The organism is Streptomyces sp. SID3212 (assembly GCF_009865405.1).
In the GTDB taxonomy this organism is placed as follows: domain Bacteria; phylum Actinomycetota; class Actinomycetes; order Streptomycetales; family Streptomycetaceae; genus Streptomyces.
Genome location: NZ_WWJY01000653.1, coordinates 1 through 10,449 on the forward strand (window position 1 = coordinate 1; position 10,449 = coordinate 10,449).

Annotated in this window: 11 protein-coding genes and 1 pseudogene; 7 read left to right on the top strand and 5 right to left on the bottom strand. The window is 73.5% G+C overall.

Features of this window, described 5'->3' with window-relative positions:
- A partial coding sequence (locus GT042_RS19745; RefSeq protein WP_161310056.1) for an ATP-binding protein occupies positions 1-371 on the top strand: 371 nt, incomplete at its 5' end.
- A 92-nt stretch (positions 372-463) separates the two neighbouring features.
- Here the strand turns inward: GT042_RS19745 and dapC are convergent.
- Together dapC and fdxA are read right to left on the bottom strand one after the other, a co-directional pair.
- On the bottom strand, positions 464-1,558 hold the full coding sequence (dapC, locus tag GT042_RS19750) for a succinyldiaminopimelate transaminase (protein WP_161310057.1): 1,095 nt from the start codon (positions 1,556-1,558) through the stop codon (positions 464-466).
- Between the two features lie 147 nt (positions 1,559-1,705).
- Positions 1,706-2,026 (bottom strand): ferredoxin, encoded by a 321-nt coding sequence (gene fdxA, locus GT042_RS19755; protein ID WP_003985062.1) that lies wholly within the window; start codon positions 2,024-2,026, stop codon positions 1,706-1,708.
- A 141-nt stretch (positions 2,027-2,167) separates the two neighbouring features.
- Between fdxA and GT042_RS19760 the strand changes: the two genes are divergently transcribed.
- Complete coding sequence (locus tag GT042_RS19760) at positions 2,168-3,172, top strand: GNAT family N-acetyltransferase (RefSeq protein ID WP_161310058.1); 1,005 nt, start codon at positions 2,168-2,170, stop codon at positions 3,170-3,172.
- Between the two features lie 51 nt (positions 3,173-3,223).
- Positions 3,224-4,072: a transglutaminase-like domain-containing protein gene (locus GT042_RS19765; RefSeq protein ID WP_161310064.1), complete on the top strand. Its 849-nt coding sequence runs from the start codon at positions 3,224-3,226 to the stop codon at positions 4,070-4,072.
- Positions 4,073-4,114: 42 nt separating this feature from the next.
- Here the strand turns inward: GT042_RS19765 and GT042_RS19770 are convergent, their stop codons facing one another.
- Genes GT042_RS19770 through GT042_RS19780 form a run of 3 tightly spaced genes read right to left on the bottom strand, consistent with a single transcriptional unit; the run spans position 4,115 to position 8,016 of the window.
- Complete coding sequence (locus tag GT042_RS19770) at positions 4,115-5,080, bottom strand: SDR family NAD(P)-dependent oxidoreductase (RefSeq protein WP_161310059.1); 966 nt, start codon at positions 5,078-5,080, stop codon at positions 4,115-4,117.
- A gap of 45 nt (positions 5,081-5,125) precedes the next feature.
- A complete protein-coding gene (locus GT042_RS38250; protein WP_202533222.1) occupies positions 5,126-5,710 on the bottom strand; it encodes a TetR/AcrR family transcriptional regulator in 585 nt (194 codons plus the stop codon).
- Positions 5,711-5,751: 41 nt separating this feature from the next.
- A complete protein-coding gene (locus GT042_RS19780) occupies positions 5,752-8,016 on the bottom strand; it encodes a prolyl oligopeptidase family serine peptidase (protein ID WP_161310060.1) in 2,265 nt (754 codons plus the stop codon).
- A 157-nt stretch (positions 8,017-8,173) separates the two neighbouring features.
- On the opposite strand from GT042_RS19780, the gene GT042_RS19785 reads away from it, so the two are divergent.
- From GT042_RS19785 to GT042_RS39235, 4 genes and pseudogenes are all read left to right on the top strand, one after another.
- Complete coding sequence (locus GT042_RS19785) at positions 8,174-8,368, top strand: hypothetical protein (protein ID WP_161310061.1); 195 nt, start codon at positions 8,174-8,176, stop codon at positions 8,366-8,368.
- A gap of 45 nt (positions 8,369-8,413) precedes the next feature.
- Positions 8,414-9,301 (top strand): N-acetyl-1-D-myo-inositol-2-amino-2-deoxy-alpha-D-glucopyranoside deacetylase, encoded by an 888-nt coding sequence (gene mshB, locus GT042_RS19790; protein ID WP_161310062.1) that lies wholly within the window; start codon positions 8,414-8,416, stop codon positions 9,299-9,301.
- Complete coding sequence (locus GT042_RS19795) at positions 9,298-9,708, top strand: DUF6113 family protein (RefSeq protein ID WP_161310063.1); 411 nt, start codon at positions 9,298-9,300, stop codon at positions 9,706-9,708. Before mshB ends, GT042_RS19795 begins: the two co-directional genes overlap by 4 nt.
- Before the next feature lie 190 nt (positions 9,709-9,898).
- Positions 9,899-10,449 (top strand): annotated as a pseudogene (locus tag GT042_RS39235) (hypothetical protein); the annotation flags it as partial.

The following is a 10,449-nucleotide window of genomic DNA, read 5'->3' on the forward strand; positions in this document are numbered from 1 at the left end:
CGGCCCTGCCGCAGACCACCGACCTCGGCGCCGTCAGCGCGCTCGACGGCGCCGCCGTGGGTGACACCGTCGACAGCGGCGCCCGGACGACCACCGCCGTGGCGGGCGAAGCCGGCAGCCAGGCGGTCAAGAAGACCGTTCCCGCCGCGGGCAAGACCGTCGGCACGGCCGGCAAGACCCTGACGCCCGCCGCGCAGAAGCTGGCCGGCGACACCGCAGGCAGCGCGGGCGAGGTGCTCGGCGAGACCGCCTCGGCCGCCTCCGGCAGCGCCGCCCCCGCCTCCATGCTCGGCGGCCTGCCCACCTCGGGGCTCCCCACCTCCGGCCTCCCCACCGGCGGGCTGCCGGTCGGGGGCCTGCCGATCGGCTGACCGCCCCAGGCGCGCGAGGCGCGTCCGTGACGGCGTGAAGGGGCCCGGGGAGCTGGACAGCTCCCCGGGCCCCTTCACACGTGCCGGACCGCTCAGCCGAGCCGCTTCACCGCGGCCTCGATCCGCTCGTCGGTCGCAGTGAGCGCCACCCGCACATGGTGCTCCCCCGCAGGCCCGTAGAAGTCCCCGGGCGCCACCAGGATGCCCAGCTCCGCGAGATGCGCCACGGTGTCCCAGCACGGCTCGTCCCGGGTCGACCACAGGTAGAGGCTCGCCTCGCTGTGGTCGATGCGGAAGCCGTGCGCCTCCAGCGCGGCGCGCAGGGCGTCGCGGCGGGCCGCGTACCGCGCCCGCTGCTCCCGTACGTGCGTGTCGTCGGCGAGCGCCGCGACCGTCGCCGCCTGCACGGGCGCGGGGGTCATCATCCCGCCGTGCTTGCGGATCTGGAGCAGCTCGCCGAGGACCGCCGCGTCACCGACCAGGAAGGCCGCGCGGTACCCCGCGAGGTTCGAGCGCTTGGAGAGCGAGTGGACGGCGACAAGGCCGTCGTACGAGCCTCCGCAGACGTCCGGGTGCAGGACGGAGACGGGCTCCGCCTCCCAGCCCAGCTCCAGGTAGCACTCGTCGCTGAAGACCAGCACACCGTGCTCGCGCGCCCAGGCCACGATCCGGGTCAGCTCGTCCCGGCCCAGCACCGCCCCGGTGGGGTTGGACGGCGAGTTGAGCCACAGCAGCCGCAGGCCGGCCGGGTCCAGCTCGGTCGGGTCGTCGTACGGTACGGGCTCCGCGCCGCAGAGCCGCGCCCCGACCTCGTACGTCGGGTAGGCGAGCCGGGGGTACGCGACGCGGTCGCCCGCGCCGAGGCCGAGCTGCGTCGGCAGCCACGCGACCAGTTCCTTGGAGCCGACCACCGGCAACACGTTCGAGTGGGTCACCCCGCGCGCGCCGAGCCGCCGTTCCGCCCATCCGGTGAGCGCGTCCCGCAGCTCCGCCGTCCCCCACACCGTCGGATACCCGGGGGAGTTCGCGGCCCCGGCCAGGGCCCGCTGGACCGCGTCGGGGACCGGGTCGACCGGCGTGCCCACGGACAGGTCCACGATCCCGTCCGGATGGGCCGCGGCCGTCGCCTTGTAGGGCTCCAGCTTGTCCCAGGGGAAGACGGGGAGACGCGAAGAGACTGCGGACACGGTGCTCACTCTTTCTCGTACGGACGGGGTCGTACGCGTACGGACTGTGCCGTACGGACCTTTTCCGTACGGACGGACGCGCGCCGGCCACGGGAAACACCGCGGTCCCGTACGGCGGGCGCGCCGTACGGGACCGGGGGCGCGCTGTCAGCCGTTCTGCGGCGGCAACGCGGCGATGAAGGGGTGGTCCCGCTCGATGAGGCCGAGCTTGGAGGCTCCACCCGGCGACCCGAGCTCGTCGAAGAACTCCACGTTCGCCTTGTAGTAGTCCTTCCACTCCTCGGGGGTGTCGTCCTCGTAGAAGATGGCCTCGACCGGACAGACCGGCTCACAGGCTCCGCAGTCGACGCATTCGTCCGGGTGGATGTACAAGGACCGGGAGCCCTCGTAGATGCAGTCGACCGGGCACTCCTCGATGCACGCCTTGTCCTTGACGTCGACACAAGGCTGCGCGATGACGTAGGTCACGCTGTCGTTCCTCCTCGATAGGGCGGCGGCGGGCCGATCTGCGGCTCCGTCCACGGGCGCGCGGGAGCGCGGCGTCGTCGATGCCCGCATCTAGTATCTCCGTTCCTGGGCACGATCCGAACAGGAGGGGCGTACCGAGCTGTGGAATTCACCGCCGGCGGACGGTTCGAGGTCCGTATGACACGGGCTGACGTGGGCAAACGGGTATCAGTCAGACAGCTGACGGAGAACGGCGGCCCGGCGGAGAAATTCACCGACACGGTCGGCGTTCTCACATCCTGGGACGACGGTGTGCTGCTGATCACACGAAGGACCGGCGAGAGCGTCCGGGTCCCTGAATCGTCCCTGGTCGCGGGCAAGGTCGTGCCGCCCGCGCCGGCCCGGCGGCGGGGCCCCTCGGCGACGTACCGGGAACTGGCGCTCGTCGGCGCGCGGGCCTGGCAGCCGGTGGAGAGCGAACCCCTCGGCGCCTGGCGGCTGCGCGCCTCCGCCGGATTCACCCGCAGGGCCAACTCGGTGCTGTCCCTCGGCGACGGTCCAGGAGCCGGGCTGCCGCTGGACGAGGCGCTGGAGCGGGTGCGGCGGTGGTACGGGGAGCGGGGGCTGCCGCCGTACGTCCAGACCGCGACCGGTGCCGAGGGCACCCAGGAGACGCTCTGCGCGGACCTGGAGAAGCGTGGCTGGTCCGCGGAGGTGAGCGCCGAGATGCGGATCGCGGCCCTCGCGCCGCTCGGCGACCGGGACGCGGACGTGGAACGGGTGCGGCTGGACCGTACCTGCGACGAGGCGTGGCTCGGCCGCTACCAGCGCTCCGAGGCGCCGGGGCCGCACGTCCTGCACGTGCTGAACAGCGGGCCCTCGGTGTGGTTCGCCACCGTCCCCGGCGAGGCCGGGGCGCCGGCCGCGATCGGGCGGTGTGTGGTGGACGGGCGCTGGGCGGGGTTCATGGCGGTGGAGGTCGATCCGGCCCACCGGCGCCGCGGCCTGGCCACGGCCGTGATGACCGCGCTCGCGCGCCGCGCCCTGGAGGAGGGCGCGTCGGCGGCCTGGCTCCAGGTCGAGTCCCGGAACGACGGGGCGCGTGCGCTGTACGAGGGCATGGGCTTCGCGGTCCACCACCACTACCACCACTACCGGCCGGCGTGAGCGGGTGCCGGTCGTGAGGGGGTATCGGCCGTGACGGGGTACGAGTCGCCCATGGACCCGGATTCGACAGGCCGGCGGCAGCGGTTCGCCGACGAGGCACGCGGGGAACGCCCCGACCTGGCCACGCTGTGCCTGCTGATCGGGGCGGAGGGCGAACCGGCCCTCGGCGAGGCGGGGCTGGACGCGGCCCAGGCGGAGCTGGACCGGCTGGCCGGGCTGCTGCCGTACGGGGTCAGGGGGTCGCGCGCGTGGGCGGCGGCCCTCGCCGAACTGCTGGGCGGGCGCCTCGGCTTCCACGGCTCCGCCGACGACTACGAGCGTCTGGAGTCCTCGCTGCTGCCCGCCGTGCTGCGGCGCAGGCGGGGGCTGCCGATCCTGCTGTCGGTGGTCTGGATGGAGGTCGCCCGGCGGGCGGGCGCGCGGGTGTACGGGGTGGCGCTTCCCGGCCATTTCGTGATCGGCCTGGGCGATCCCGCCGAGCAGGTCCTGGCCGACCCGTTCGCGGGCGGGCGCCCGCTCTCCGGCCAGGACGCGAAGAACCTGGTCGCGGAGGCGACGGGCACCGCGCCCGGCCCCGGGGACGGCTTCTCCCCCGACCTGATCTCGCCCGCCGACCCGCTGGACGTCGTGCTGCGGGTCCTGAACAACATCCGCGCCTGGGCCGCCGCCCGCCCGGAGCGCAGTGACGTGGCGCTCTGGGCGGTCGAACTCTCGCTGCTCCTGCCGTCCCACCCGGCGCGGCTGCGCTACGACCACGCGCATGTGCTGATCCAGCGCGGGGAGTTCCTCTCCGGGGCGACGGAGATGGAGGCGTACGCGGAGGTGGTGGCGGCGGTCGAGCCGTCGACGGCGGAGGCGATACGGCGCAGGGCGCGGGCGGCGCGGGCGATGCTCAACTAGGGCGTGTCTCACGGCGTGTCTCAGGACGTGCTAGGGCGTCTCTCAGGACGTCGTGCCGAGGAGCCTCGCCGTCTCCGCCCAGAGCTGGTCCGCCGCCTCGGGGTCGAGGGCGTACGGGGCCACTCCGCTGCGGCCGTCGCCCTCCCCCGTGACGACGGCGGCTTCGTTCACGTCCTCGAAGTAGCGGCCGGTCACGCCCTGGACGAGCGGTGAGGCGGCGAGCAGGACCGAGGTGGCCGCGCCCTGCTCGGGGGTCTTCCAGCCCGGGGGGACGTCCAGGCGGCGGCCCTGCTCGTCCGTGGCGCCCACGTACCGCAGCTGGGCGTCGTCGAGGTGGCGCTGGAGGTTGGTCATGATGCCGCCGGGGTGCAGCGCGTTGGCGGTGATGCCGTCGGCGGCCCACTTCTTGGCCAGGGCCACCGTGAACAGCACGGTCGCCGTCTTCGACTGGCCGTAGGCGGACCACCCGTCGTAGGGGCGCGAGACGAAGTGGATGTCGTCCAGGACCACCGGGGAGATCAGGTGGGCCGAGGAGCTGACGGCGACGATACGGGCGCCCTGCGCGGCCGTGAGGGCGTCGTGCAGGCCCAGGGTCAGGGCGGCGTGGCCCAAGTGGTTGGTGGCGAACTGCGTCTCCCAGCCCTCCGGGGTCGTGGTGCGCTCGGGCAGCGCCATGACCCCGGCGTTGTTCACGAGGATGTGCAGCGGCTCCGTACGGGCGGCGACGAAGGCGTCGACGGTGGAGCGGTCGGCCAGGTCGAGGCGGGCGACGTCGACGGCGCCGCGGCCCGTGGTGGCCCTGATGCCGGCGGCGGCGCGCTCACCGGCGCCGGTGTCGCGGACGGCGAGGGTGACCCGGGCGCCGGCGGAGGCCAGTGCGCGGGCGGTCTCCAGGCCGATGCCGGAGGCCCCGCCGGTGACGACGGCGTCCTTGCCGGTCAGGTCGGTGCCCGCGATCACCTCGGCGGCGGTCGAGCGGGCGTCGAAGGGGGTCGTGATGCGGGACATGGCTGTGCTCCGATCGGGAGGGCGGCGGGCGTGGGGTGTCCGCGTTCAGTCGGCGGTGCGGCAGATCATCCGTACGGCCCGTGCGGCCTTCTCGCGGAACTCGACGCGGGTGGCCGCGGTCTGCTTCCACGTGAGGGCGGCCGAGAAAAGGAGGTCCATGACGTCGTCCGCGCCCAGCTCCGGGGTGAGGACGCCGGGCGGGGCCAGGGCGGCGATCCGGTCGCTGATCGTCGCCCTGGCCCGCTCCTGGTAGTCGTGGAACAGGGAGCCCAGTTGCGGGCCGCTGTTCTCCAGCAGCTCGCCGAGGTCCCTGGCCACCTGCGTGTCGACGTACTGGCCCATCAGCGCGTCCAGCGCGCCGACGACCCGCTCCTCGAAGCCGAGCGTCCCGTCGTCGAAGGACGCCTCCATGGCCCGCTGGGCCCGTTCCATGACGCCGCCCATCGTGGCGCGGTAGAGCTCTTCCTTGTTCGGGAAGAGCAGGTAGAGCCCCGGCCGGGAGACGCCGGCCGCCTGCGCGACCTCCGCCATCGACGTCTTCTGGAAGCCGTACCGGCCGAACACGCCGAGGGCGGCCGTGAGGACGGCGGCGCGTCTGGGGTCGTCGGGAACCGTCTCTGAACTGTTCACGCCTGACACATTAGACAACTTGCAGCCATCTGTCTAATATGTCAGCGACCCGCCCCCAGGGACCGCTTGAGGAAGTCCACCTGGAGCAGCAGCAGGTTCTCGGCGACCTGCTCCTGGGGTGTCATGTGCGTGACGCCGGTCAGGGGCAGCACCTCGTGCGGGCGGCCCGCCTCCAGGAGGGCCGACGAGAGGCGCAGGGTGTGCGCCGCGACCACGTTGTCGTCGGCCAGGCCATGGATCAGCATCAGCGGCCGGGGCGGGTTCTCCGGGGCCGACAGGCCGTCGTCGGTGACCAGGGAGTTGGCCGCGTAGACCTCCGGCGCCCCGTCGGGGGTGCCGAGGTAACGCTCGGTGTAGTGGGTGTCGTACAGCCGCCAGTCGGTGACCGGCGCGCCCGCGACCGCCGCGTGGAAGACGTCGGGGCGGCGCAGGACCGCGAGGGCCGCGAGGTAGCCGCCGTACGACCAGCCCCGGATCGCCACCCGTCCGGTGTCGAGCGGGAAGCGGCCCGCCAGGTCCTGGAGCGCCTCGATCTGGTCGTCCAGGGTCAGGACGAAGTTGTCCTTGACGGCCTTCTCCCAGGCCGGGGAGCGGCCCGGGGTGCCCCGCCCGTCGGCGACGACCACCGCGTACCCCTGGTCGGCGAACCACTGCGAGGTGAGGTGGGCGTTGTGGGCGGCGAGCACCCGCCGGCCGTGCGGGCCGCCGTACGGGTCCAGCAGGACCGGCAGGCGCCCGTCCGACTCCTGGTAGCCGGTGGGGAGCAGAACGGCGCACGGGATGCGCCGTGCGCCCCCCTCCGTGAGCGTCACGGCCGCCGTGAGCACCGGCTGTTCCGCGTACGAGGCGACGGAGGCGACCTGCTTGCCGTCCCGGAACACCTGGGCGGAGAGCCCGGCGGCGTTCGGGCGGGCCGACACCAGGACCGTCACCCGGCCGGACCGTACGGCGGAATGCACCCCCGCGCCCGCCGAGAAGCGCTCGACGCCCAGCTCGTTGACCCGGTAGACGTGCACCTCGCCGGTCTCGGGCTCCGCCGCCTCCTCGCCGGCCGAGGCCGAGACGAGGACGTCGTGCTCACCGATGTCCAGCACGGCGCCCAGCTGCAACTGCCCCCCGGTGAGCGCCCGGTCGCCGACCACCAGGACGCGCGCGCCCCCTTCGTCGGCGATCCGCACCAGCCGCCCGTCGGGCGCCCAGGCCGGGGTCCCGGGGAAGAGCTCCAGCCAGGCCGGGTCCTCGTCCCGGTGCACCGTCCGGGTCGCCCCGGTGGCCGGGTCCACGGCCAGGTACAGCTCGCTGGTCTGGTCGCGGGACTGGACGAGCAGCAGGGGCGCGCCCGCCGAGGACCAGTGGACGCGGGCGAGGTAGGGGTGGCGGGCCCGGTCCCAGGTGACTTCCGTACGCTCCCCGCCGGCGTTCTCCGTACGCTGTCCGCCCCGGTCCTCCGTACGCTCCCCGTCCACGCCTGCCGAGGAGGCCGGGGAGTCCGGGGACTCCGCGCCGCCCGCAGGCCCGTGCAGGTCCACCAGGAACAGCCGTACCTCCGCGTTCGGCGTGCCCGCCGCCGGGTACGCGGCCTTCACCGGCTCCCGGTCCGGGTGCGCCGCGTCCGCCGTCCACCAGCGGTGCACCGGCGCCGTGTCGACGCGGGCCACGAGCAGCCGGTCGGACTCGGGCGACCACCAGTAGCCGCGCGAGCGGTCCATCTCCTCGGCCGCGACGAACTCCGCCCGGCCGTACGAGACGTTCTCCGGGTCCTCGCCGTCCCCGGGGGCCGCCAGCGCCCGGTCACCCTCGCCGTCGGCCCCGACGACCCGCAGGGCGCCCCGTACCGTGTACGCGATGTGCCGCCCGTCGGGCGAGGGGCGGGGGTCGATGACCGGCCCGCGTACGGGCAGCGCGCGGGCGGTCCCGGCGCGCAGTTCGGCCGCGAACAGCCGCCCGGACAGGGCGAAGGCGGCCAACTCGACCGCGCTGTCCACCGCGTAGCCGACGATTCCGGCCGATCCCTCACGGCTCCGTTCGCGCCGGGCGCGTTCCTCGGCCGAGAGCCGCTCGGTGGCACCGGCGAGCAGCGTCGCGGGGTCGGCGGCGATCCGCTCGGCGGGTCCGCCCCCCGCCGCCGTACCGGCGTCGAGGTCCAGCACCCAGAGGCGGTTCACCCGGTCCGTCCCGTCGGCGGACCGCAGGAAGACCACCCGCGCTCCATCGGGTGACACGGTGAAGGCGCGAGGGGCACCCAGGGTGAACCGCTGGGTCCTGGCGTACTGACGCGGGAACGAGAGCTGCTGCCTCAAGGTCATGTGACCGAATCTAGTATCCGTGCGCCCCCATGTGCTGCCGTGCACCGATCAATGCGTACCAACGGAAAGTTATGATCCGTAGCGCTAGGTGGGTAGGAACCTGTCGGCACATGCGTCCTGCGATGTCCGGGCTGAATATTTATGGAGGTGAACCGTCGTGGCACTCTCGATTTCGGCGGTGGTGCTGCTGGCGGTCATTGTCTTCCTGCTGATCCGGAAATCCGGGCTCAAGGGGGGGCACGCGGTCGTCTGCATGTTGCTCGGCTTCTATCTGGCCAGCTCCTCCATGGCCTCCACCATCAGCGAACTCACCACGAACGTGGCGGGGATGATCGGCGGCATCAAGTTCTGACCGGGGCGTGTCGGGCGGGCCCGGCCCGCCTCGTACGCTGTCCCCATGACCGATCCAGCCGCCCGCCGTCTGCTGCTGGTGCACGCGCACCCGGACGACGAGTCGATCAACAACGGGGCCACGATGGCCCGCTACGCGGCCGAGGGCGCCCAGGTCACGCTCGTGACCTGCACCCTTGGCGAGGAGGGCGAGGTCATCCCGCCGGCTCTCGCGCACCTGGCGGCCGACCGGGAGGACCGTCTCGGCGCCCACCGGGCCGGTGAACTGGCCGCCGCGATGAAGGAGCTGGGGGTCGCCGACCACCGCTTCCTGGGCGGCGCGGGGCGGTTCAGGGACTCCGGGATGACGGGGCTGCCCCAGAACGACCGCGAGGACGCCTTCTGGCACGCGGAGGCGGACACCGCCGCCGCGCACCTCGTCGCGGTGATCCGCGAGGTCCGCCCGCAGGTTCTGGTGACGTACGACCCCGACGGCGGGTACGGACATCCCGACCATATCCAGGCCCACCGGGTCGCGACGCGCGCCGCGGAGCTCTCCGGCGACGTCGGTTTCCGGCCGGATCTCGGAGCACCTCACACGATCGCCAAGATCTACTGGAACCGGGTCCCGCGCTCGGTCGCCGAGGAGGGTTTCGCCCGGCTGCGGGCGGCCGGTGACCTCTTCCCGGGTGTCGCCGGGGTCGGCGACGTGCCGGGGGTGGTGGACGACGCGGAGATCACCGCGGAGGTCGACGGTTCCGCGTACGCGGACCGCAAAGCGGCGGCGATGCGCGCCCACGCCACCCAGATCCTCGTGGACGGGCCGTTCTTCGCCCTCTCCAACGACCTCGGGCAGCCGCTCTTGACCACGGAGTACTACCAGTTGGCGCACGGCACGTCCGGGGCGCCCGCAGGTGTGCGCGAGACCGACCTGTTCGCGGGTACGGTCGCATGAGCGCGCGGCGCGAACCCGGCCCGTACGGCACCACACCCGCAGGACCGGGACGTATCGCCGCCTATCTCCTCCTGCTGGTGCTCGGGGCGGTGGTGGGGATCGCCGGCTCGCTCGTCCAAGGCGGTTGGTTCCCGGGCGGTTTGGTGCTGGCGCTGGTCGCCACGGCGGGAGTTTTCACCGGTGGGATGCGGGTAACCGGCACGCAGCTGGGCGTCGGAGCCCCTGCCGCGGGCTGGTTGGTGGCGGTCATCCTGCTGAGTATCGGCAGACCTGAGGGGGACGGAGCCTTCGCCGCGGGCCTCGGACCGCTCGTCTACCTGCTCGGCGGGATGGTGGTGGCTGTGATCTGTGCCACCATGTCGCGGTTGCCGCAACCGGGCTCGAAGTCCGGCCGACTTGGGAAGTGACGCGCCCGTCTGCTGCTGAATTGACCGTGTCCGTCACACCGCCGGGGCTCTCGCTCCGTACGGTCGTCGGTTACGGGTCGGCGCAGCCCAGTATGGTGGTGCGCGCTCCGGGCCGTCCCCTCCTGCATGGGGGACCGAGAAGCTGAGTGCCAGTAAGAACGGGCGGCGGAGCCAACCGGGAGAACCTGCTTTGAGTCGTGAAACTGACAGTTCGTCCTCCGGGCCCCAGGGGCGCGGCGGAGCAGCGTACCCCTCGGGGACACCGCCGTACGGATCCCGCCAGTATCCGTCGCCGCATCCCCAGCAGGACGCCTCGGAGGAGACCGGCGTCATGCCCGTCCCTCCCCAGCCGGACGAGCCCAGAACCGAGACCACGCTGACCACCCGCATCCGGATCAACATCCCGGGTTCGCGGCCGATCCCCCCTGTCGTGATGCGTACGCCCATGGCCGACGGCGAGGGTACGGACGGCCGGGGCGCGACGGCCGCCGAGCAGACGGGCACCTTCGCGCGCCCCGACGCGGCCCCGGAGCGGCAGGACGAGGCGGACACGCGGGCCGAAGGGGCCGCGGAGGACGGCGCGGGGAAGCCCCCCAGCGACTGGTTCGCGCCGCGCAAGGCGTCGAACACGCCCCCGCCCGGTGTCGGCATGGGCGCGGGAGCCGCCGCCGTCGCGTCCACCCCGGGCCAGTCCCCGGCGGGCCAGGGCGGTGGCGAGGGCCGTCCCGAGCTGCCGTACCG